We start from the raw sequence: 23,234 nt of genomic DNA on the forward strand, positions 1-23,234 counted from the left end.
CGCCGACTGGGCTGGCTGGCTGGGGTGGGCTGGGGTCAGGCAGGGGCGGGGGTGCTGGCGTGGTGGCGGCCGATGGGGAGCATCAGGGGGCGGCCCGACACCGGGTCGTCGATCACGGTGCACTCGAGGCCGAAGACGGCGCGGACGTTCTCCTCGGTGAGCACGTCGTGGGGGTCGCCCGCCGCGTGCAGGCGGCCCGCCGCCAGGGCGATCAGCCGGTCGGCGTAGCGCGCGGCCAGGTTCAGATCGTGCAGCACCATCACGATCGTGGTGCCGCGTGCGCGGTTGAGGTCGGTGAGCAGGTCGAGGACCTCGACCTGGTGCGCCACGTCGAGGTACGTCGTGGGCTCGTCGAGCAGCAGGATGTCGGTCTGCTGGGCGAGCGCCATCGCGATCCACACCCGCTGGCGCTGCCCGCCCGACAGCTCGTCGACGGGGCGGTCGGCCAGCCCCACGGTGTCGGTGGCCTCCAGCGCGGCCGCGACCGCGGCGTCGTCCTCGGCGCTCCAGCGCGAGAGCACCCGCTGGTGCGGGTTGCGCCCGCGCCCGACGAGATCGCTGACCGTGATGCCCTCCGGCGCGATGGGCGCCTGGGGGAGCAGCCCGAGGGTGCGCGCCAGCTCCTTGGCCGGCATCCGGTGCACCTGGCGCCCGTCGAGCAGCACCTGACCGCCGCGCGGGCGCAGCAGCCGCGACATCGAGCGCAGCAGCGTCGACTTGCCGCAGGCGTTGGCGCCCACGATCGCGGTGACCTGGCCGGCCGGCACGACCAGGTCGAGCGACTCGATGACGGTCCGCTCGCCGTACCCGAGCGTGAGGTCCTCGACGGTCACGGTGTGGTGGGTGGTCACAGGGAGCCTCCGACGCGGTTGGTGCGGACGATGAGATAGATGAGGTACGGCGCGCCGAGGACGCCGGTGATCACCCCGACCGGATAGCGATGGTCGAAGGCGTACTGGCCGCACAGGTCGGCGACCAGGACCAGCAGCGCCCCGACGAGGGCGGAGGGGAGGAGCAGCGACGCGCCCGGACCGACGATGCGCGCGGCGATCGGCCCGGAGAGGAAGGCGACGAACGCGATGGGGCCCGCGGCGGCCGTGGCGAAGGCGACCAGGCCGACGGCCGCGACGATCGCTACGAGCCGGGTCGTCTCCACCCGGACGCCGAGGGCCGACGCGGCGTCGTCGCCGAGCTGCAGCAGCTCCAGGTCGCGGATCCGGGAGAGCAGGACCGGTCCGAGGACGACGAGCGCGACGAGGGTGGGCACGACGTCGCCCCAGGCGGCGCCGTTCAGGCTGCCGGTCAGCCAGCGGGTGGCCTCCTGGAGGTCCCACTCGGCGGCGCGGCTGAGGATGTAGGCGGTGACGCTCTCGAGCATCGCCGCGATGCCGATGCCGATCAGGATCAGCCGGGTCCCGGCGACGCCGTCGCGGTAGGACAGCACATAGATCAGCAGGGCGACCCCGAGTCCCATCGCGATGGCGAACACGGACACGGCCGTGCCGGTGAGCCCGAGCGTCACGATCGCGAACGCCGCGGCGGCGCTCGCCCCGGCGCTGATCCCGATGATGTCGGGACTGGCCAGCGGGTTGCGGAGCATGGTCTGGAAGGTCACCCCCGCCAGCCCGAAGCAGAGCCCGACGAGCAGCGCCAGCACGGCGCGGGGGAGGCGCAGCCGCCCGACGGTGAAGGAGGCGCCCGGCACCTGGTCCCCGGCGATCACCGCGATCACGTCGGCCGGGGGATAGAACGTGCGCCCCACCATCAGGCTGGTGACGAAGACGACGGCGACGAGCAGCGCCAGAACGGCGATCACGGTGCGGCGGCGGACCGCGCGCCGGGTGCGGCCGCGGGTGATCCGCTCGAGGGTCCGGCCGTCCACGGACGAGACAGTCACAGGGCGCGCACCTTCTGGCGTCGTACGACATGGATGAAGAACGGGGCGCCCACCAGCGCCGTGATGATGCCGACGTCGATCTCGCTGGGACGCGCGACGATCCGTCCCAGGACGTCGGCCGCGGTGAGCAGCGCCGCGCCCGTCACCGCCGAGAACGGCAGCAGCCAGCGGTGATCGACGCCGGTCAGCATCCGGCACAGGTGGGGGACGACCAGGCCGACGAAGCCGATCGGTCCGGCGACGGCGGTCGCGGCGCCGCACAGCAGCACCGCCCCGAGGGCGGCGGTGCCCCGGGTCAGCGCGACCCGCTCGCCCAGGCCGGCGGCGACGTCGTCGCCGAGCGCGAGCGAGTTGAGGCCCTTCGCGGAGAGCAGGCACACCACCAGGCCGACGAGCAGGAAGGGGAGCACCAGCCGGATCGTGTCGAACGACGCACCGCCCACCCCGCCGATCTGCCAGGAGCGGACGCCGGCGGCGATGTTGTTGAGGGGCAGCACGATGGCGGTGATGAACGACGCGAACGCCGCCGAGGTGGCGGTGCCGGCCAGGGCGAGCTTCAGGGGCGTCGCGCCGCCGCGCCCGAGCGAGCCGACCGCGTAGACGAACACGGCCGAGGCCGTCGCCCCGGCGATGGCCACCCAGATGTAGCTGGCGGCGGCGGTCAACCCGAACCAGGCGATGCCGGTGACCACGGCGAGCGAGGCGCCCATGTTGACCCCGAGGATGCCGGGATCGGCCAGCGGGTTGCGGGTCACGCCCTGCATCACCGCGCCGGCCAGGCCGAGCGCCGCGCCCACGACCACCGCCAGCACCGTGCGGGGGATGCGCTTGGTGACGGCCGCCTCGTTCAGCGTCTCGCTGGAGCCGCCCAGGGCCGCGACGATGTCGGACCAGCCGACCTCGCGCGAGCCCACGGCGACCGACCACGCCATCAGCACGGCGAGCGCGGCGAGGGCCACCAGCAGCCAGACGGCGCGCAGCCGCCTCGGGCGCCGCACGACGGCGGCGCCCGAGACGGCGACAGGTGGGGAGGTGAGGGTCACGAGACCGTCAGTGGTGGGCGGCTCACTGGGAGCCGGCGGCCCTGGCGAGCATCGTGACGTACTCCTCGAGCACGTAGGAGATCGACAGCGGCGTCGGGTTGGCCGCGGTGCCCAGCGGGTCGTTGGGCAGCAGCACGATCGCGTCGTTCTCCACCGCCGGCATCTTCGAGAGCAGCGGGTCGCCCTTCAGGGAGTCCACGAGCTCCTGGTCGCCGTAGGTCACGATGATCTCGACGTCGTCGAGGGTGTCGATCTGCTCGGCGCTCAGCGTGCCCGAGAACTCCTCGGACTCCTCGGACGCGGTCGCGATGCTCTCCGGGGTGGCGAGCCCGAGGTCCTCGAAGAACTTCGCCCGGGTGTCGTGGGTCGTGTAGTAGCTGACCTCGCTCAGGTCGCTGGTGTCGACGTGGGTCAGGAACATCGCCGCCTTGCCCTCCAGCCCCTCGTGCTGGGCGACGGTCTCGGCGATCTCGTCCTCGAGGTCCGCGACCAGCTGGTCACCCTCGTCGGCCATGCCCATGGCCTCGCTGCTGATCGTGATCATGTCGCGCCACTCGGTCGACCAGGGAGCCTCGGGGTAGGCGACCACCGGCGCGATCTCGCTGAGCGTGTCGTAGTCCTCCTGGGTGAGGCCGGAGTAGGAGGCGAGGATCACGTCGGGCTCGGTGTCCGCGAGGGCCTCGAAGTCGATGCCGTCGGTCTCGTCGAACAGCACCGGGGTCTCGGCGTCGAGCTCCTCGAGCTTGTCGGCCACCCAGGGCAGCACCCCGTCTCCGTCGTCGTCGCCGAAGTTGGCGGCGGCCATGCCGACCGGCACCACGCCCAGGGCCAGCGGCACCTCGTGGTTGGCCCAGTTGACGGTGGCGACCCGCTCCGGCGCCTGCTCGATCTCGGTCGTGCCGAGCGCGTGCTCGATGGTGATCGGGAACTGGGCGGAGTCCTGCGAGCCGGACGAGCCCTGGGAGGTGGACTCGCCCTCGGAGTCGTCATCGGAGCTGCCGCATCCGGAGAGCAGGAGACCGGTGACGGCGAGGGAGCCGGCCAGGAGGTGCAGAGAGCGCACGGGGTTGTCCTTTCGACGGGCGGCATGTTTCGGGCATGCCGCTGCCCGGGCCGGGGAGGGGACCCCGTTCAGAACCCGAACGAGGTAAGGCTAACCTAAGAACATGTCGCAGCGAGCTAGTAGTCCCCAATACGGTCGGGTCGAGTCGGTGGAGCGGCTGACGCCGGCGCTGATCCGCGTGGTGCTGGGCGGGGACGGACTCGCCGGCTTCGAGACGCCCGCCGGGGCGGACGCCTACGTGAACCTCGCGGTGCCGCCACCGGGGGCGCCGTACGGCCCGGTCTTCGACGTCACCGCGGTGCGCGAGGAGCACGACAAGGCCTGGTGGCCGGCGCGACGTCGCTACACCGTGCGCTCGTGGGACCCCGAGCGACGGCTGCTGACCATCGACTTCGTCGTGCACGGCGACGCCGGGGTGGCGGGGCCGTGGGCCGCTCGCGCCCAGGCCGGCGACGTGCTGGTGCTGGACGGGCCGTCCGGCGGCTACCACCCCGACGAGGAGGCCGACTGGCACCTGATGGTCGGGGACGAGTCGGCGCTCCCCGCCATCGCCGCCTGTCTGGAGGCGGTGGCGCCGGGCCGGCGGGTGGTGGCGCTGCTGGTCTGCGACGGGCCGGACCATGAAATCCCCCTGACGACGCCCGGAAGGCTCGAGCTGCGCTGGCTGCACCGCCGGGGCTCCGCGGATCCCGCGGGGCTGCTGCTGGCCGCCCTCGAGGACCTCGACTTCCCCGCCGGTCGGGTGGACGCGTTCATCCACGGTGAGGCCGACGAGATCCGCGGGATCCGCCGGCACCTGCTCGCCGAGCGAGGTCTGGAGCGCGCCGCGATGTCGTGCTCGCCGTACTGGCGTCGCACGATGAGCGACGAGGACTGGCGCCGGGTCAAGGCCGACTTCGTCGCTGCCATGGAGTCCGACGTCGCTTGAGTGCGCACGAGCAGCTTCCTCGCACCCCCGGAGCGCTGATCCGCCGCCTGCTGCGGCGGGAGTGGCGCGCGGTCACGGTCTCGGTCGTCCTGGTCACGGTGTGGCAGGTCGCCGAGCTGATGGTCCCGGGGCTCATCGCCGTGTTCATCGAACGCGCCGTGGTCACCGGCGACGCCCGCGAGCTGGCGTGGTGGTCGGCCGTGCTCGCCGTGCACTTCGTGGTGCTCAGCCTCTCCTACCGCTTCGGGGCACGAGCCGGTCTGCGCGCGCTGCAGGCCCAGGCCCACGCGCTGCGCTGCGAGATCTCGGCGCGCGTGCTCTCCCCGCGTGGCCTGCGCACCGACCGCCTCTCGGGTGACGTCCTGACGATCGCGACCACCGACGCCGAGATGGTGGCGACGGTGATCCGGCAGCTCACCTTCACCGTTGCGGGCGGGGTCGGGCTAATCGTGAGCGCCGTGGTGCTCGCCGCGATCGACCTGGTCCTCGCGGGACTGGTGCTGGTCGGTGTGCCCGTGGTGCTCGGCGTGACCCAGGCGCTGTCGCCCCGGCTCAGTCGCCGCAGCGAGGTGCGCCAGGAGGCGCTCGGCACGGCAGCGGGCATCGCCGGCGACTTCGTGCAGGGGCTGCGCCCGCTGAAGGGCATCGGAGCGGAGGACGCCGCGATGACCCGCTACCGCGTGGAGAGCCGGCAGGCCGCGCGGGCCAGCGTCGGGGCGGCCTGGTGGGAGGGGCTGATGCACGCGATGACCGCCGGGCTCAGCGGCGTCTTCCTCGCGGTGGTGGCCGTCGTCGCCGGAGTCCGTGCCGTCGAGGGCGACATCGGGGTCGGCGAGTTCGTCGCCGTGGTCGGCATCAGCCAGTTCCTCGCGGAGCCGATGCGGACCCTGACCTATCTCGTGGCCCAGCTGGCCCAGTCGCGGGCCTCGGCCGCCCGGGTGGTGTCGCTGCTGGCGAGCGGCCCACTGGTCGTGGCGCTCGCCGAGGAGGGGAAGGGCGGCGAAGCCTCGGCCGGGGGCGGTGTCCCGGCCCTGGAGCTGCGCGGTGTTCGCCACGGACCCCTCGTCGACCTCCGCCTGCGGGTCGAACCGGGGTGCTGGGTGGCCCTCGTCGTGGAGGACCCTGCCGAGGCCGCCGCCCTGCTCGCGCTGCTGCGCGGGGAGGCGCGCCCGGTGGCGGGCGAGGTGCTCGTCGGCGGTACGCCGCTGGGCCGGCTCGGTCCCGACCGGCACCGTGCCGCGCTGCTCGTCAGCGACCACCACGTCGACCTCTTCTCCGGCGGCGTCCTCGACAACGTCGACCCCGCCGCCGCCCTCGACGACGCAGCACTGGCGCGGGTGCTGGTCGCGTCGGCCGCCGACGAGGTGGTCGCGCAGGTCCCCGTCACCGACCCGGACGCCGACGGCGAGGACCCGCGCATCGGGGCGCTGCCGCTCTCGGGCGGGCAGCGCCAGCGCGTGGGGCTCGCCCGGGCGCTCGCCGCCGATCCGCCCGTGCTGGTGCTGCACGATCCCACCACCGCCGTGGATGCGGTCACCGAGGCCCGTATCGCCGACGGCCTGCGGCAGCTGCGCCACGGCACTCCCGCCTGCACAGGCTCCGGTGATCCCCGCACCACGCTGACACTGACCAGCAGTCCGGCCCTGCTCGCCCGCGCCGACGTCGTGCTCCGCGTCCAGGGAGGCCGGGTGGTGGCCCAGGGCACCCACGCGGCCCTGCTGGGCGACGACGACTACCGACGGCTGGTGCTGCGATGAGCCGGCTCCCCGTCTCGAGCGCGGCGGAGGCGTTCGGCCTCGCCCGGACCCTGCTGCGGGCCCGGCGCCCGGCGTTCGCCCTCAGCGCCACGATGTTCGCCGTCTCCGGCGCGGCGGGCCTGGTCGCGCCCTGGCAGCTGGGGCGGATCGCCGACCTGGTCAGCAGCGGGGGCACGCGACACGACGTCGTCGTCGCGGCGCTGTGGATCGGTGCGGCGGCCCTGGTCACGGCGGTCGCGACGAGCGTCTCGGTGGGCGCCCTGGCGCAGGCCGCGGAGCCGGCGCTCGCCGAGCTGCGCGAGCAGACGCTCGAGCGCGCGCTGCACCTGGAGACCGAGGACCTGGAGCGCTCCGGCAGCGGCGACCTGATGTCGCGGGTGAGCGACGACGTGCGCGTGGTGGCGGGATCGCTCACCGACGCGGTGCCTCTGCTGGTCAACTCCGTGGTGACCATCGCCTTCACTATCGTCGGCCTGCTCGCGCTGGACTGGCGCCTGGGGCTGGCCGGACTGCTGGCCGCTCCCTTCTACGTGGTGGCGCTGCGGTGGTACCTGCCCCGCTCGGGCCCGGTCTATCGCCGTGAGCGCGAGGCCAACGGGGAGCGCGCCGAGGCGCTGCTCACGGGAGTCCACGCCAGCCGCACCCTGCGCAGCCTCGGTCTCTCCCACACCCAACAGGCGGAGGTCGACCGGACCTCGTGGCGCTCCGCGCGGCTGTCCATCGATGTGTTCGACCTCCTGATGCGCTTCGGTGGCCGGACCAACCGAGCCGAGGCCATCGGTCTGCTGCTGGTGCTCGGCGCCGGCTTCGCGCTGGTGCGCCAGGACCTCGTCACCGTCGGGGCGGTCACCGCGGCCGCGCTCTACTTCCACCGACTGTTCAACCCGGTCGGCGCGGTGCTGTTCCTCTTCGACGAGGTGCAGTCCGCAGGGGCCTCGCTCACCCGGCTGGCCGGCATCGCCCTGCTCCCTCCTCCCGAATCCGCGCACGGCCGGGCGCCGCGCGACAAGGGGGTCCGGGTCGTCGAGGTCGCGCACGACTACGGGTCCGGGCAGCACGCGCTGCGCGGCGTGAGTCTCGAGATCGCGCCCGGCGAGCGCGTCGCGGTGGTCGGGGCCAGCGGCGCCGGCAAGAGCACCCTGGGGCTGGCCGTGGCGGGGCGGCTGGTCCCGACCGCCGGCGCGGTCGGCATCGGCGGCGTTCCGGTCCGGGCCGCGGAGCTGGACGGGCGCCGGGTCGTGGTCACCGTCAGCCAGGAGGTCCACGTCTTCGCCGGCAGCGTGCGCGACAACCTGCTGCTGGCGTGTCCCGGCGCCACCGAGGAGCAGACGGAGGACGCCCTGCGCACCGTGGGAGCGGGGTGGGCGACAGGGCTCCCGGACGGACTGGACACCGTCGTGGGGGAGGGAGCGCATCCGCTCACCCCCGCACAGGCCCAGCAGCTCGCGCTGGCCCGGGTGGCGCTGGTGGACCCCTGGGTCGTGGTGCTCGACGAGGCCACCGCCGAGGCGGGCTCGGCCGGTGCTCGCGAGCTCGAGGCCGCCGCGCTCGCGGTCACCCGCGGCCGCACGACGCTCACCATCGCCCACCGCCTGGTGCAGGCGAGCACGGCCGACCGGGTGCTGGTGCTGGAGGACGGCCTCGCCGTCGAGCTCGGGACGCACCAGGAGCTGCTGGCGGCCGGCGGGCGCTACGCCCGGCTCTGGGCCGCCTGGTCTCACGACTAGTCGACCCAGAGGCCCGGCCGACCCGAACCCGGCAGTCCGGAAACCGGAGTGCCTGCGGCTGACGACCGCAGCGATCCCCGGTCGGCCGGGGAAACCAGACGTTGTCGGGCGAAGTTTCGCCTGACAAGTTCAGCGATCCCCGGTCGACCGGGGAAACCGACAGCGCTAACTCAAGCCGCGCGAGTGATGTGTGCCCCCGGAAGGATTCGAACCTTCGCTCCCGCCTCCGGAGGGCGGTGCTCTATCCCCTGAGCTACGGGGGCTCAAGGTGCGGGCATGACCATACAGGCGGGCGGTGGCCGAGGGGAAACCGGATCGCCGATAGGCTTGCCCGGTGACCCCCGAGCAGCTCTCCACCACCATCGTCGACGTCCTCACCCATCTGGTCGAGGAGGGCGCCCTCGCGCTCCCGGACGGCCTGCCCGAGACGGTCACGGTCGAGCGCCCCCGCCAGAAGGGCCACGGCGACTACGCCACCAACGTCGCGCTGCAGCTGGCCAAGAAGGCCGGCACCAACCCGCGCGCCCTCGCCGAGCTGGTCAGCGCCCGGCTGAGTGCCGCCGAGGGCATCGGCGCGGTCGAGATCGCCGGCCCCGGCTTCCTCAACATCACCGTCGAGGCGGGCGCCCAGGGCGCCCTCGCCGCGCAGATCGTCGCCGCGGGCGCGTCGTACGGCGCCTCCGACGAGTTCGCGGGGGAGAAGATCAACCTCGAGTTCGTCTCGGCCAACCCGACCGGCCCGATCCACATCGGCGGCGTCCGCTGGGCGGCCGTGGGCGACGCGCTGGGCCGGATCTTCACGATGACCGGGGCCGAGGTCACCCGGGAGTACTACTTCAACGACCACGGCGCCCAGATCGACCGGTTCAGCAACTCGCTGCTCGCCGCCGCGCAGGGGCAGCCGACCCCCGAGGACGGCTACGGGGGCGACTACATCCACGAGATCGCCCAGGCCGTGCTCGCCCAGCGCCCGGACGCGCTGGAGCTGCCCGAGGACGATGCTCGCGAGGTCTTCCGCTCCATCGGCGTCGACATGATGTTCAGCGAGATCAAGCAGAGCCTGCACGACTTCGGCGTCGACTTCGACGTCTTCTTCCACGAGGACGACCTGCACCGCAGCGGAGCCGTCGACCGCGCCGTGGCCCGGCTGCGCGAGCTCGGCAACGTCTACGAGAAGGACGGCGCGCTGTGGCTGTCCACCGAGAAGTACGGCGACGACAAGGACCGGGTGATCATCAAGTCCGACGGTCAGGGCGCCTACCTGTCCGGGGACCTCGCCTACTACCTCGACAAGCGCGAGCGCGGCTTCGACCGCTGCCTGATCATGCTCGGCGCCGACCACCACGGCTACGTCGGCCGGATGAACGCCATGTGCGCGGCCTTCGGTGACGAGCCGGGCACGAACCTCGAGATCCTGATCGGGCAGATGGTCAACCTGCTGCGCGACGGCCAGCCGCTGCGGATGTCCAAGCGGGCCGGCACCGTCGTCCGGGTCGACGACCTGGTCGGCGCGATCGGCGTGGACGCCTCGCGCTACGCCCTGGCGCGCTACAGCTCGGACTCCAACATCGACCTCGACCTGGACCTGTGGGCCAAGGCGACCAGCGACAACCCCGTCTTCTACGTGCAGTACGCCCACGCCCGGGTCGCCTCGATCCTGCGCAACGCCGCCGACCTGGGGCTGGCCCCGGCGGGCGAGGACTTCGACCCCACGCTGCTCTCCCACGAGAAGGAGGGCGAGCTGCTGCGCGGTCTCGCGGAGTTCCCCCGCGTCGTGGCCGCCGCCGCCCAGCTGCGCGAGCCGCACCGGGTGGCGCGCTACCTGGAGGAGACGGCCGCGTCCTACCACCGCTTCTACGACAGCTGCCGGGTCCTGCCGATGGGCGACGAGGAGGCCGGCGACCTGCACCGCGCCCGGCTGCTGCTGGTCGCGGCCACCCGCACCGTCCTCGCCAACGGCCTGGCGCTGCTCGGGGTCTCCGCCCCCGAGCGGATGTGAGAGGGAGAGCATGCACGCACACGAAGCAGGCTGGGCCCATGCCGAAGGAGCCCTGCGCGGCCCGTCCTGGCTGAGCCCGCCCAGCGACCCCAACGAGCTCGTCGCGCACCTGTGGTCGACGACCGCCCGCAAGGTCGACGGTGTCCTGGAGGTCGGCGGCGTCCCGCTGCCCGAGCTGGTGGCCCAGCACGGCTCCGCGGCCTACGTCCTCGACGAGGACGACTTCCGCGCCCGGGCGCGCGCCTTCCGTGACGCCTTCTCGGACTACGACGTCTACTACGCCGGCAAGGCGTTCCTCTGCACGACCGTGGCCCGCTGGATCGCCGAGGAGGGCCTGCACCTCGACGTCTGCTCCGGCGGCGAGCTGACGGTCGCGCTGCGCGGTGGCATGGACCCCGCGCGGATCGGCTACCACGGCAACAACAAGAGCGTCGCCGAGCTGCGGCGCGCGGTCGAGGTCGGGGTCGGGCGGATCATCGTCGACTCCTTCCACGAGATCGCGCGGCTCGACCAGATCACCGCCGAGACCGGCTCGCGGACCAAGGTGATGGTCCGGGTGACCGCCGGCGTCGAGGCGCACACCCACGAATACATTGCCACCGCCCACGAGGACCAGAAGTTCGGCTTCTCGATCACCTCCGGCGACGCCCTCGAGGCGGTACGCCGCGTGGAGCAGGCGGCGGGCCTGGAGCTGCTCGGCCTGCACAGCCACATCGGCTCGCAGATCTTCGACTCCTCGGGGTTCGAGGTGGCCGCTCGCCGGGTGCTCGCGCTGCACGCCCGGGTCAGCGAGGAGCTTGGCGTGACGATGCCCGAGATGGACCTCGGCGGCGGCTTCGGCATCGCCTACACGACCCAGGACGACCCGTCGGACCCCGCCCAGCTCGCCACGGAGATGACGAAGATCGTCGAGCACGAGTGCCGCGGCCTCGGGATCGCCGAGCCGCGGCTGTCGATCGAGCCCGGCCGGGCCATCGTCGGCCCCGCGATGTGCACGGTCTACGAGGTCGGCACGGTCAAGGAGGTCGCCCTCGACGGTGGAGCGCGACGCACCTACGTGTCGGTCGACGGCGGGATGAGCGACAACATCCGCACCGCGCTCTACGACGCCGACTACTCGTGCACGCTGGTCTCGCGCCGCTCGGAGGCGACCCCGACCCTGGCCCGCGTCGTCGGCAAGCACTGCGAGGCGGGCGACATCGTCGTCAAGGACGAGTTCCTGCCCGCCGACCTGGCCCCCGGCGACCTGCTCGCGGTCCCGGGCACCGGCGCCTACTGCCGCTCGATGGCCTCCAACTACAACCACGTCCTGCGGCCCCCGGTGGTCGCGGTGCGGGACGGCGTCGCGCGCGTCGTCGTACGACGAGAGACTGAGGACGACCTGTTGGCAACCGATGTGGGAGCAGACGCGTGAGTGAGGGTCTCGAGACAGACCGCAGGAGCGGCGTCCAGCGCCCCCTGCGGGTGGCCGTGCTGGGCTGTGGGTCCGTGGGATCGCAGGTGGTCCGGCTGCTGACCGAGCAGGCCGACGACCTCGCGGCGCGGATCGGGGCGCCCGTCGAGCTCGCCGGGGTCGCCGTGCGCCGCCTCGAGGCCGAGCGCGAGGTGGAGGTGCCGGCCGAGCTGCTGACCACCGACGCGCACGCGCTGGTCAGTCGCGACGACGTCGACCTGGTCGTCGAGGTGATCGGCGGCATCGAGCCGGCGCGCTCGCTGATCCTGGCGGCGCTCGAGAGCGGTGCATCGGTCGTGACGGCCAACAAGGCGCTGCTGGCCGAGGACGGCTCCACGCTGTTCGAGGCCGCGGCCAAGGCGCAGCGCGACCTCTACTACGAGGCCGCCGTCGCGGGAGCGATCCCGATCCTGCGCCCGCTGCGCGAGTCGCTGGCCGGTGACCGGGTGACCCGGGTGCTGGGCATCGTCAACGGCACCACCAACTTCATCCTCGACAAGATGGACACCTCGGGGGCCGGGTTCGCCGAGGCGCTGCAGGAGGCCCAGGACCTCGGCTATGCCGAGGCCGACCCGACCGCCGACGTCGAGGGCTTCGACGCCGCCGCCAAGGCCGCGATCCTGGCCTCGCTGGCGTTCCACAGCCGGGTCACGGCCGCCGACGTGCACCGTGAGGGCATCTCCGAGGTCACCGCCGGTGACATCGCCTCGGCGCGCGAGATGGGCGCGGTCGTCAAGCTGCTCGCCATCTGCGAGCTGCGCCGCGACCCGGCCGGCGAGGACGCGGTCGCCGTGCGGGTGCACCCCGCGATGATCCCGCGCTCGCACCCCCTGGCGTCGGTGCGCGAGGCCTACAACGCCGTCTTCGTCGAGTCCGAGGCCGCGGGCCAGCTGATGTTCTACGGCCCCGGCGCCGGCGGTGCCCCCACGGCGTCCGCGGTGCTGGGCGACCTGGTCACGGTGGCGCGCAACCGGCTCGCGGGCACCTGCGGCCCCGGCGAGTCGGCGTACGCCGCCCGTGCGGTGCTGCCGATGGGGGAGACCCTGACGCGCTACCACGTCGCGATCGACGTCGAGGACCGCGCCGGTGTGCTGGCCAGCGTCGCCACGGCGTTCGCCGAGCACGGCGTGTCGATCCAGACCGTGCGCCAGGAGGGACGAGGTGCCGACGCCCAGCTGGTCGTGGTCTCGCACCGCGCCACCGACGCCCAGCTGTCGGCGACCGTCGACACCCTGCGTGACATGGACATCGTGCGCGAGGTCACCTCGGTGATGCGCGTCGAAGGAGAGAGCGAATGAACGCCGAGGCGCAGCCCGGACAGCCCGGTCGTCAGCAGACTCACGAGCGGGGCCCCCACCAGTGGCGGGGCGTGATCGAGGAGTACCGCCACCTGATGGAGATCCCAGCGGACACCGTCGCGGTGACCCTGGGAGAGGGCGGCACGCCGCTGGTCGCCTCCGACTGGCTCTCCGAGCTCACCGGCGCCCAGGTGTGGCTCAAGGTCGAGGGCGACAACCCGACCGGCTCCTTCAAGGACCGCGGGATGACCGCGGCGATCTCGGTCGCCAAGCACGAGGGCGCGCAGGCCGTGGTCTGTGCCTCCACGGGCAACACCTCGGCGTCGATGGCGGCCTACGCCGCGAAGGCCCGGCTCAAGCCGCTCGTGCTCGTGCCGGAGGGCAAGATCTCCGCGGGCAAGATGGCCCAGGCGATCATGCACGGCGGCCAGGTGATCATGGTGCGCGGCAACTTCGACGACTGCCTGCGCCTCTCGCGCGGGCTGGCGGACAACTACCCGGTCGCGCTGGTCAACTCGGTCAACCCGGTGCGTCTCGAGGGGCAGAAGACCGCCGCGTTCGAGGTCGTCGACCGGCTCGGCGACGCGCCCGACTACCACCTGCTGCCGGTGGGCAACGCCGGCAACATCTCGGCCTACTGGCTGGGCTACCAGCAGTACGCCGCGCTCGGGCGCTCCACGCGCAAGCCGGTGATGCGTGCCTTCCAGGCCGAGGGCGCCGCTCCGCTGGTCACGGGTGAGCCGTTCCCGAACCCCGAGACCAAGGCCACCGCGATCCGGATCGGCAACCCCGCGTCGTGGAAGCTCGCGGTCGCGGCGGCCGAGGAGTCCGGTGGCCGCTTCGCCTCCCTGAGCGACGAGCAGATCCTCTCGGCCCAGCACGACCTCGCGCGCCGCGACGGCGTGTTCGTGGAGCCGGCCTCCGCCGTCGGCATCGCGGGGCTGCTGCAGGAACTGGAGCAGGGTGAGTCCTACGCCGGCAAGACCGTGGTCATCACGGTCACCGGTCACGGGCTCAAGGACACCGCCACGGCCCTCGAGGGCGTCGGGCCCATGGTCGACACCGTCGTCGACGCCGACGTCGACCAGGCCGCCCACGCTGCCGGTCTCGGCTGAGACCGCCGCTCGTGAGCTTCGTCGAGGGACCGGTGCGCGTCAGCGTGCCCGCCACCTCCGCCAACCTCGGGCCCGGCTTCGACTCGCTCGGGCTCGCCCTCGGGTTGCGGGACCGGGTTCAGGCCCAGGTCAGCGGCCCCGGGATGGAGCCCGGCGCCGCGGGACAGGTCCGGGTCGCGGTCGAGGGGGAGGGGGCCGGCGTCGTCCCGCTCGACGACTCCCACCTGGTGGTGCGCTCGATGTACGCCGCCTTCGACGCGATGGGCGCGCGCCCCGACACGCTGAGCGTGCACTGCCACAACGTCGTGCCCCACGGGCGTGGGCTCGGGTCGTCCTCATCGGCGATCGTCGCGGGGGTCTGCCTCGCGCGTGGCCTCGTGGCGGGAGGCTCGCTGCTCCTGGACGACCAGGCGCTCTTCTCGCTCGCCGCCGATCTGGAGGGGCATCCCGACAACGTGGCGCCGGCGTTCTTCGGCGGCTTCGTGATCTCCGGGCGCGAGCAGGACGAGTGGTACGCCGTGCGCGCCTGCGTCGACCCCCGGGTCTCCGTGGTCGTCTTCATCCCGACCGAGCCGGTCGAGACCAAGGTGGCGCGCGGACTCCTGCCCGCGACGGTCCCGCACTGTGACGCGGCGGCCAACTCCGGCCGCGCGGCCCTCCTCGTCGCGGCGCTCGCCGGGCAGCCCGAGCAGCTGCTGGCGGCGACTCGCGACTACCTGCACCAGGACTACCGGGAGTCGGCCATGCCCCGGACGCTGGAGCTCGTCCGCTCGCTGCGCGAGGACGGAGTGCCCGCGATCGTGTCGGGCGCGGGACCGACCGTGCTGGCCTTCACCGACGGGCCCGGCCCCGGGGACGCGACGTACGCGTCGGTCGAGGGGCTGCTGGCCCGCTGTCCCGCGGGATGGGTCGCGCACCATCTCGAGATCGACCGCTCCGGAGCACTGCTCTCCTGAGTGCTCGCAGGGAGCACATCGGGTTGCGGCGCGTCGGACGTGCCCGATGCCACATTCACGATGGCTGGTGATAGCGTGAGCGACGCGTCGCATTCTCGACGCGTGCACTCGGGCGACGTGTGTCGTGCCCAGTGCGAACCTCCTCGATCCCTCCGCGGATTCACTCCGCGGATTCCTCTGCGCGAACCCGTCGGCAACCCTGCCGGGTCCCTGTGGCGGCGAGGAGACCTCGACCAGGAGGCCGACGGCATCTGTGCCGGATCGGCACTGATACGTGGGAAGGACCTCACGTGACGGAAACGACCGAATCCACCAACGCTCCCGAGGCATCGCAGCCGAAGAAGCGCGGTGGACTCAGCACCATGCTGCTCGCCGACCTGAAGGCGATGGCAGGTGGCATGGGGATCGCCGGAGCGGGCGCCATGAAGAAGGCCCAGCTCATCGAGGCGATCCGCACCCAGCAGTCCGGGAGCCCCGCCCCGCGCGCCGCGTCCCGGACCTCGGCGCGCAAGGCCGAGGCTCCCGCTGACGACGCGGGCGCGCAGGCCCCGGCGGCTCCCGCTCGCGCGGCGAGGTCCCGGAGAGCGAAGGCCCCCGTGACGGAGACCCCGAACGCGTCGGACGCCGGCTCCGAGGCTCCGTCCGGCACCCCGTCGGCCGACAGCTCGTCCGCCGACACCTCGTCCGCCGAAACCTCGTCCGCCGACACCTCGTCCGCCGGCACCTCGTCGGGCGGCGACACAGGCGCGCAGGAGGCGCCGCGCAAGCAGCGCAGCCGCCAGCGCGCGCCGCGGGACAAGGTCGTCGAGTCCGAGGAGGGATCGGCGGCGCCGGAGACGAACAAGCCCGAGAGCGCCGAGGTCGAGCAGTCCCGACCCGAGCAGTCCGGCCGCAACCGTGAGCGCTCCGAGAGCCAGGACCACCAGGGCCGCGACAGCCAGGGCCGCGACCACCAGGCTCGCGACAACCAGGCTCGCGACCACCAGGCTCGCGACAACCAGGCTCGGGACAACCAGGCTCGGGACAACCGGGGCGAGGCGCGCACCGACGAGGAGGGCGGCAACCGCCGCAACCGCCGCCGTCGTGGTCGCGACCGCGACGGCCGTGACACGCGCGACGGCCGTGACACGCGCGACGGCCGCGACACCAGGGAGGTCCGCGACACCCGTGAGCCGCGCGAGCCGCGTGGCGAGCGCAGCCGCGGGGGTCGCAACGAGCCCGACACCACGGTCCTCGAGGACGACGTCCTGGTCCCGGCGGCGGGCATCCTCGACGTGCTCGACAACTACGCGTTCGTCCGCACCAGCGGCTACCTGCCGGGTGTCGACGACGTCTACGTCTCGCTGTCGATGGTCCGCAAGTACGGCCTGCGCCGCGGCGACGCGATCGTCGGCCAGGTGCGCCAGCCCCGCGAGGGCGAGCGCAAGGAGAAGTTCAACCCGATGGTGCGCATCGAGAGCGTCAACGGGGCCGACCCCGAGACCTCCCGCTCGCGCGTCGAGTTCGCGAAGCTGACCCCGCTCTACCCCTCGGAGAGGCTGCGGCTGGAGACGACGCCGGAGAACCTGATCGGGCGCGTCATCGACATCGCCGCCCCGATCGGCAAGGGACAGCGGGGACTGATCGTCTCTCCGGCCAAGGCGGGCAAGACGATGGTGATGCAGTCGATCGCCAACTCGATCACCACCAACAACCCCGAGTGCCACCTGATGGTCGTGCTGGTCGACGAGCGTCCCGAGGAGGTCACCGACTTCGAGCGCTCGGTGAAGGGCGAGGTCATCTCCTCGACCTTCGACCGTCCGGCCGGCGACCACACGATGGTGGCGGAGCTCGCCATCGAGCGGGCCAAGCGGCTGGTCGAGCTCGGCCACGACGTCGTGGTGCTGCTCGATGGCATCACCCGTCTGGGGCGTGCCTACAACCTGGCCGCACCGCCGAGCGGTCGCATCCTGTCGGGCGGCGTCGACTCGGCGGCGCTCTACCCGCCGAAGCGCTTCTTCGGTGCCGCGCGCAACATCGAGAACGGCGGCTCGCTGACCATCCTGGCGACCGCGCTCATCGAGAGCGGCTCGAAGATGGACGAGGTGATCTTCGAGGAGTTCAAGGGCACCGGCAACATGGAGATCCGGCTGCGCCGCGAGTTCGCGGACAAGCGGATCTTCCCGGCCATCGACGCGGTGCAGTCCGGCACCCGCCGCGAGGAGCTCCTGATGAGCCAGGAGGAGACCGCGATCGTCTGGAAGCTACGGCGCGTCCTCTCCGGTCTCGACCACCAGCAGGCGCTCGAGCTGCTGCTCGGCAAGCTGCGCAAGTCGCGCACCAACATCGAGTTCCTGCTCGAGGTCCAGAAGACCACCCACATGGGCACCAAGGACGAGTGACGGTGGTGGGCACCCGTGACGGGCACGGGTGCCGGGTCCCGTGTGCCGCGGAGGGTCGCCTTTACCGCTAGGCTCGGGGCCGGACGGGACAAGGAAGTAAGAGGTGAAGCGTGGCGCGCATCGTGGTCGCGGACGACGACGTCGACATTCGTGAGCTCGTGGAGTTCAAGCTGTCGACGATGGGGCACGACATCGTCGCCGTGGGGGACGGTGCTGCCGCCCTCGAGGCCTGCCGCAACGAGCGCCCCGACCTGGCGATCCTGGACGTGATGATGCCGGGCATGTCCGGCCTCGACGCGATGAAGGCGATCCGGGAGGACCCCGACCTCGCCGGGCTCCCGGTCATCCTGCTCACCGCGCGCGCCCAGGAGTCGGACGTCGAGAACGGCCTCGGCAGCGGCGCGGACGACTACATCACCAAGCCGTTCAGCCCGCGGGAGCTGGCTGCCCGGGTCGACGCCCTGGTGGCCGGCAGCTGATGGCCCCACGCCTCGACGAGGCGCCGGGAAGATCGATCTCGCGGGACTCGCGCACCGTGGCGCGCACGGTCGCGCCGATGGTCGCGACGCTCGCGGTGCTGGTCTTCCTGCTCTCGCTCATCGGTGTCGCCGGTCTCGTGCTCCAGGAGCGCACGGTGCGCGAGCTGACCGACGAGCTACAGCCGGCCACCCTCGCCAACGTGCGGGTCCTGCAGGCGCTGACCGACGCGGAGACAGGGGTGCGTGCCTGGTCGCTGAGTGGTCAGCAGGCCGCTGTCGAGCCCTATCTCAACGCGCGCGAGCGACTCCCGGACCTCCAGGCCGACCTGCGCGACTTCGCCGAGGGCGACGCCGCGATGACCGAGCTGGTGCGTGCCCAGGAGGAGGCAGGGGACGCCTGGCTCCGGGACTACGCCGAGGTGCGCCTCTCGCGACCCGGGGGGACCGCGTCGTACGACGCCGAACTCTTCGCCGTGGGCAAGTCCCGCTTCGACGAGGTCAGGGAGGCACACGACGGCCTGACCCGTGGCCTGGAGGGCCGGGTGGAGGACGCGCGGCAGCGGACGACGGACCGCAGACGCACGGTCGGCGGAGTGCTCGTGCTGGTCGGGTTCCTGAGCGGCGCGCTCGCGTGGCGCTGGGGGCGCCGGACGACGGCACGGGTCTCGGACCCGCTCGTGGAGCTGCACTCGGTCGTCGAGCGGCTCCGTGCCGGCGAGGAGACCGCCCGGGCGCAGGTGACGGGACCCCGTGAGGTCCGGTCGGTGGCCCAGGCCATCAACGACATGGCCGCGGCCCAGCAGCACTCCCGGGCCATCGAGAAGCAGGTCCTCGACGAGCTGCGTCGGCTGGACAGCGCCAAGGGCGACTTCGTCTCCAACGTGTCCCACGAGCTGCGCACCCCGCTGTTCACGATCTCCGGCTACGTCGACCTCGCGGCCGAGGAGTTCGAGGAGCGGCTGGCACCGCGCCACCTCAAGATGCTGCACGCGGTCCAGCGCAACGTGAAGCGGCTGCAGATGCTGATCGACGACCTGCTGGCGCTGTCCAAGGCTGAGAGCCACGGGACGGACCTCCAGCAGGTCGACCTGGTGGAGCTCCTCCACGACGTGGTCGGCGACCTGCGGATGACCGCCGCCCGCCGCGACGTCCACGTCGACCTGACGGGCGCCGACGACGCAGCGTGGGTCCTGGCCGACCGCGGCCAGCTCTCACGCGTCTTCGTCAACCTGATCTCCAACGCCGTGAAGTTCAGCCACGACGGGGGACACGTCACGGTCTCCCTCGACCGAGCGGGCGACGACGTGGTCGTGGTGGTGGCGGACGAGGGGATCGGGATCCCCTCCGGCGACATCGACCAGCTCGGCACCCGCTTCTACCGCGCGTCGAACGCCGTGTCGAGCCAGGTGCCCGGGACGGGCCTCGGTCTGCGCATCGTGCAGACCATCGTCGACAACCACGCCGGAGTCCTGCACCTCGAGTCGGTCGAGGGCGAGGGCACCACGGTCTCCGTGCGGCTGCCCGGCCAGGCCCAAGGCATGGGGGCACAGTCATGAGCGCGACGACAGCGGCCCGTCCGGACCTGACCGGTCGGCACTACGTGCGGCTCGTGCTCAGCCTTGGCTGCCTGATCGCCCTGGGCCCGCTGACGATCGACATGTACCTGCCGGCGTTCCCCCAGATCGCCCGCGACCTCGACGCCTCGCAGTCGCAGGTCCAGCTCACGGTCACCGGCATCCTCATCGGGCTGGGCCTGGGACAGCTGCTCGTCGGCCCCCTCTCCGACGCCCTCGGACGCCGTCGCCCGCTGCTGGTGGGTCTCTGCGTGCACGCCGTCGCCTCGATCGGCTGCCTGCTGGCGCCCACGGTGGAGACGCTGGCCGGAGTGCGCGTGCTGCAGGGGCTGGCCGGCGCCGCGGTCTCGGTCACGGTGATGGCCATGGTGCGCGACCAGCTCTCCGGCAAGGCGATGGCGAGCCTGATGGCGCGGCTGATGCTGGTCATGGGGTTGGCCCCCATGCTCGCCCCCAGCCTCGGTGGCCTGGTCCTGGAGTGGTCGGGATGGCGCACGATCTTCCTGGTGCTCGCCGTCGCAGCGCTGGTCCTCGCCGGACTCGCGGGGGTGGGGCTGCGCGAGACGCTGCCTCCGCCGCGCCGACGTCCGGCTCGCCTGGGCGCCGTGCTCACGGCGTACGGGCGGTTGGTGCGCGACCCCTACTTCATGGCCCTGGCCGTCACCGGCGGCTCGATGATGGCGACGATCTTCGCCTATGTCTCCGGGGGCTCGTTCGTGCTGCAGGAGGGCTTCGGCCTGTCCGAGCGGACGTTCGCGATCGTGTTCGGGATCAACGCCCTGGGGCTGGTGCTGGGGTCCCAGGCCAACCCGCTGCTGCTGCGCCGCTTCTCGCTGGTGCAGGTGCTGACCGGCGGAGTGGCGATGACCTTCTGCGCGGCACTCACCCTGGTCGTCCTGGCGGCCCTCGACGTCGGCGGGCTGGTGGGGGTGCTCGCGCCGCTGTTCGTGGTGCTCTCGACCGCGGGCGTGTCCATGGCCAACACGCCGGCTCTCGCGCTCGACCGGCAGGGCGCGGCGGCCGGGACCGCGGCGGCCGTGCTCGGCTGCCTGCAGTTCGCCGTGGGGGCGGCGGTGGCACCGCTCGTCGGCGCCTTCGACACGGTCAGCGCGGTGCCGATGGCGGCGGTGATGGCCGGGGTCAGCGGGCTCGCCCTGCTGCTGGTCACCACCGTCGTACGCCGCGGCTGAGTGCGGGAATGCCCTGATTGGCGCGCACGTTGAGGCAGGTGGCACACTTGTGCGCTGGTTCCGGTTCACGTCTTCCTCGCTGGGAGGAGACGACCCGGCGACTGAGAGGACACCCCATGCAGAAGGACATCCACCCCGCTTACGTCGACACCCAGGTGACCTGCACCTGCGGCGCGACGTTCACGACGAAGAGCACCGCGACCTCCGGCATCTTGAAGGCCGACGTCTGCTCGCAGTGCCACCCGTTCTACACCGGCAAGCAGAAGATCCTCGACACCGGCGGCCGCGTGGCCCGCTTCGAGGCGCGCTACGCCAAGGCTGGTCAGAAGAAGTAGTCCTCCTCACTGCGCCGGTCCCTGCCCTGTTGGCGGGGGCCGGCGCTCGTGGTTTCCGCCCCCGACCACCCTGAGGAGCCCCCATGTTCGAGGCCGTCACCGGACTCGTCTCCGAGCACGCCGAGCTCGAGACGCGCCTGTCCGAGCCCGAGACCCACGCCGACCAGGCGCTGGCCAAGCGGCTCAACCAGCGCTATGCCGAGCTGACCGCCGTCGTGCGCACCTGGCACGAGTGGCGCGAGCTGAGCGACGACGTGGAGGCGGCCCTGGAGCTGGCGGGGGAGGACCCGGCCTTCGCGCAGGAGGCCGACGAGCTCGCCGTACGACGCGACGCGGCCGCCGAGCGGCTCCGGCTGCTCCTGGTGCCGCGCGACCCTGCGGACGCCAAGGACGCGATCCTCGAGGTCAAGTCCGGCGAGGGTGGCGAGGAGTCGGCGCTCTTCGCCGGCGACCTGCTGCGGATGTACACCCGCTATGCCGAGACCCGCGGCTGGCGCACCGAGGTGCTCGACTCGACGCCCTCCGACCTCGGTGGCTACAAGAGCGTGACGATGGCGGTGAAGGCCAAGGGGACGCCCGAGCCGGGGGAGGCGCCCTACGCGCTGCTGAAGTTCGAGGGCGGCGTGCACCGCGTCCAGCGGGTGCCCGTCACCGAGTCTCAGGGGCGCGTGCACACCTCCGCCGCCGGTGTGCTGGTGATGCCCGAGGCCGAGCAGGTCGACGTCCACATCGACGACAACGACCTGCGCATCGACGTCTACCGCTCCTCGGGGCCGGGTGGGCAGAGCGTCAACACCACCGACTCCGCCGTGCGGATCACCCACGTGCCGACCGGCATCGTCGCCAGCTGCCAGAACGAGAAGAGCCAGCTGCAGAACAAGGAGTCGGCGATGCGGATCCTGCGTGCCCGTCTCCTCACCGCCGCCCAGGACGCTCGTGACGCGGAGGACAGCGAGGCGCGGCGCAGCCAGATCCGCACCGTCGACCGCTCCGAGCGGATCCGCACCTACAACTTCCCGGAGAACCGCATCTCCGACCACCGCACCGGCTACAAGTCGCACAACCTCGACCAGGTGCTCGACGGCGACCTGGAGCCGGTCATCGCCTCCTGCGTGCGCTCGGACGTGGAGGCGCGGATGGAGGCGCTGGAGTCGTGAGCACGCCGCGCCAGGTGCTGGTGCAGGCCACCCGGCTCCTGGAGGAGGCGGGTGTGGCCTCGCCGCGGCGCGACGCCGAGCTGCTGCTGGCGCACGTGCTCGGCGTCGGTCTCGGCCGGCTGCCGCTGGTCGACGCCGTCTCGACCGAGCAGGAGGCGGCCTTCGACGCCCTGGTCGCGCGCCGGACCACCCGGGAGCCGCTGCAGCACCTCACCGGGTCGGCGGCCTTCCGCCACGTGGAGCTCGAGGTGGGCCCGGGGGTCTTCGTGCCCCGGCCCGAGACCGAGCTGCTGGCCGGCTGGGCGATCGAGCGGGCCCACGCCGTCGAGCGGGAGGGGCGCGAGCCCGTGGTGGTCGACCTGTGCACCGGCTCCGGCGCGATCGCCCGGGCATTGGCCGACGAGGTGCCCGGCGCGCGGATCCATGCCGTCGAGCTCGACGAGGCCGCCCACTCCTGGGCCCAGCGCAACCTGTCCGGGACGGGGGTGGACCTGCGCCACGGCGACATGGGGACGGCCTTCGACGAGCTGGCCGGCAGCGTGGACGTCGTCGTGTGCAACCCGCCCTACATCCCGCTCACCGAGTGGGAGGGCGTCGCCGTCGAGGCACGCGACCACGACCCCCACCTGGCGCTGTTCTCCGGCGACGACGGCCTCGACGCGATGCGCGTGCTCGAGCAGCGAGCCGCGCTCCTGCTGAGACCCGGGGGAGTGGTGGGCGCCGAGCACGCCGACCTGCAGGGCGTGGCTGCGCCCGCCGTGTTCAGCTCTGTCGGCAGGTGGAGTGAGGTGCGCGACCACCGAGACCTGGCGGGGCGTCCGCGCTACCTGACGGCGCGACTGGCACGATGAAGGACCGGCCCGACAGAGGCCCGGCGAACGA

The 23,234-nt window shown here is 72.6% G+C and carries 19 protein-coding genes and 1 tRNA gene; 15 read left to right on the plus strand and 5 right to left on the minus strand.

What is annotated here, in order from left to right:
* Positions 1-35 precede the first annotated feature (35 nt).
* Genes ACYU7L_RS22380 through ACYU7L_RS22395 form a run of 4 tightly spaced genes read right to left on the minus strand, consistent with a single transcriptional unit; the run spans position 36 to position 4,003 of the window.
* Entirely contained in the window at positions 36-851 is an 816-nt protein-coding gene (locus ACYU7L_RS22380; RefSeq protein ID WP_460801240.1) for an ABC transporter ATP-binding protein, read from the minus strand.
* On the minus strand, positions 848-1,897 hold the full coding sequence (locus ACYU7L_RS22385; protein WP_460801242.1) for a FecCD family ABC transporter permease: 1,050 nt from the start codon (positions 1,895-1,897) through the stop codon (positions 848-850). The genes ACYU7L_RS22380 and ACYU7L_RS22385 overlap by 4 nt, the downstream gene beginning before the upstream one ends.
* Complete coding sequence (locus ACYU7L_RS22390; protein WP_460801244.1) at positions 1,894-2,940, minus strand: FecCD family ABC transporter permease; 1,047 nt, start codon at positions 2,938-2,940, stop codon at positions 1,894-1,896. Before ACYU7L_RS22390 ends, ACYU7L_RS22385 begins: the two co-directional genes overlap by 4 nt.
* Before the next feature lie 22 nt (positions 2,941-2,962).
* Positions 2,963-4,003, minus strand: a complete 1,041-nt coding sequence (locus ACYU7L_RS22395) for an iron-siderophore ABC transporter substrate-binding protein (protein WP_460801246.1) — start codon at positions 4,001-4,003, stop codon at positions 2,963-2,965.
* Positions 4,004-4,106: 103 nt separating this feature from the next.
* Between ACYU7L_RS22395 and ACYU7L_RS22400 the strand changes: the two genes are divergently transcribed.
* From ACYU7L_RS22400 to ACYU7L_RS22410, 3 genes are read left to right on the plus strand one after another with little or no spacing between them, the layout of a single operon-like run.
* The gene (locus tag ACYU7L_RS22400) at positions 4,107-4,931 is read left to right on the plus strand and encodes a siderophore-interacting protein (RefSeq protein ID WP_460801248.1); all 825 of its coding nucleotides are present in this window, start codon (positions 4,107-4,109) and stop codon (positions 4,929-4,931) included.
* Entirely contained in the window at positions 4,928-6,688 is a 1,761-nt protein-coding gene (locus ACYU7L_RS22405; protein ID WP_460801250.1) for an ABC transporter transmembrane domain-containing protein, read from the plus strand. Before ACYU7L_RS22400 ends, ACYU7L_RS22405 begins: the two co-directional genes overlap by 4 nt.
* The gene (locus ACYU7L_RS22410) at positions 6,685-8,415 is read left to right on the plus strand and encodes an ABC transporter ATP-binding protein (protein WP_460801253.1); all 1,731 of its coding nucleotides are present in this window, start codon (positions 6,685-6,687) and stop codon (positions 8,413-8,415) included. Before ACYU7L_RS22405 ends, ACYU7L_RS22410 begins: the two co-directional genes overlap by 4 nt.
* A 191-nt stretch (positions 8,416-8,606) precedes the next feature.
* Here the strand turns inward: ACYU7L_RS22410 and ACYU7L_RS22415 are convergent.
* Positions 8,607-8,678: transfer RNA gene (locus ACYU7L_RS22415), tRNA-Arg, on the minus strand.
* Positions 8,679-8,749: 71 nt separating this feature from the next.
* Between ACYU7L_RS22415 and argS the strand changes: the two genes are divergently transcribed.
* The 12 genes from argS to prmC all read left to right on the plus strand — a co-directional run bounded on the left by argS (position 8,750) and on the right by prmC (position 23,203).
* Complete coding sequence (gene argS, locus ACYU7L_RS22420; RefSeq protein ID WP_460801255.1) at positions 8,750-10,414, plus strand: arginine--tRNA ligase; 1,665 nt, start codon at positions 8,750-8,752, stop codon at positions 10,412-10,414.
* Positions 10,415-10,424: 10 nt separating this feature from the next.
* Entirely contained in the window at positions 10,425-11,828 is a 1,404-nt protein-coding gene (gene lysA, locus ACYU7L_RS22425; protein WP_460801257.1) for a diaminopimelate decarboxylase, read from the plus strand.
* Positions 11,825-13,165, plus strand: coding sequence for a homoserine dehydrogenase (locus tag ACYU7L_RS22430; protein WP_460801259.1), 1,341 nt, complete (start codon positions 11,825-11,827; stop codon positions 13,163-13,165). Before lysA ends, ACYU7L_RS22430 begins: the two co-directional genes overlap by 4 nt.
* A complete protein-coding gene (gene thrC, locus ACYU7L_RS22435; protein WP_460801261.1) occupies positions 13,162-14,280 on the plus strand; it encodes a threonine synthase in 1,119 nt (372 codons plus the stop codon). Before ACYU7L_RS22430 ends, thrC begins: the two co-directional genes overlap by 4 nt.
* A gap of 11 nt (positions 14,281-14,291) precedes the next feature.
* Positions 14,292-15,236 (plus strand): homoserine kinase, encoded by a 945-nt coding sequence (gene thrB / locus ACYU7L_RS22440; protein ID WP_460801263.1) that lies wholly within the window; start codon positions 14,292-14,294, stop codon positions 15,234-15,236.
* Positions 15,237-15,526: 290 nt separating this feature from the next.
* Positions 15,527-17,617, plus strand: a complete 2,091-nt coding sequence (gene rho / locus ACYU7L_RS22445) for a transcription termination factor Rho (protein ID WP_460801267.1) — start codon at positions 15,527-15,529, stop codon at positions 17,615-17,617.
* 110 nt (positions 17,618-17,727) lie between these two features.
* A complete protein-coding gene (locus ACYU7L_RS22450) occupies positions 17,728-18,096 on the plus strand; it encodes a response regulator transcription factor (protein ID WP_460801269.1) in 369 nt (122 codons plus the stop codon).
* Positions 18,096-19,652 carry an ATP-binding protein gene (locus tag ACYU7L_RS22455; RefSeq protein ID WP_460801271.1) on the plus strand — a complete coding sequence of 519 codons (1,557 nt, stop codon included), beginning with the start codon at positions 18,096-18,098 and terminating at the stop codon, positions 19,650-19,652. Before ACYU7L_RS22450 ends, ACYU7L_RS22455 begins: the two co-directional genes overlap by 1 nt.
* On the plus strand, positions 19,649-20,860 hold the full coding sequence (locus tag ACYU7L_RS22460; RefSeq protein ID WP_460801275.1) for a multidrug effflux MFS transporter: 1,212 nt from the start codon (positions 19,649-19,651) through the stop codon (positions 20,858-20,860). Before ACYU7L_RS22455 ends, ACYU7L_RS22460 begins: the two co-directional genes overlap by 4 nt.
* Positions 20,861-20,976: 116 nt before the next feature.
* Positions 20,977-21,195 (plus strand): 50S ribosomal protein L31, encoded by a 219-nt coding sequence (rpmE, locus tag ACYU7L_RS22465; protein WP_460801277.1) that lies wholly within the window; start codon positions 20,977-20,979, stop codon positions 21,193-21,195.
* Positions 21,196-21,278: 83 nt separating this feature from the next.
* Positions 21,279-22,352 (plus strand): peptide chain release factor 1, encoded by a 1,074-nt coding sequence (gene prfA / locus ACYU7L_RS22470; RefSeq protein ID WP_460801279.1) that lies wholly within the window; start codon positions 21,279-21,281, stop codon positions 22,350-22,352.
* Positions 22,349-23,203 (plus strand): peptide chain release factor N(5)-glutamine methyltransferase, encoded by an 855-nt coding sequence (prmC, locus tag ACYU7L_RS22475; RefSeq protein WP_460801281.1) that lies wholly within the window; start codon positions 22,349-22,351, stop codon positions 23,201-23,203. The genes prfA and prmC overlap by 4 nt, the downstream gene beginning before the upstream one ends.
* Positions 23,204-23,234: the final 31 nt, after the last annotated feature.

The organism is Nocardioides pacificus (genome assembly GCF_054775955.1).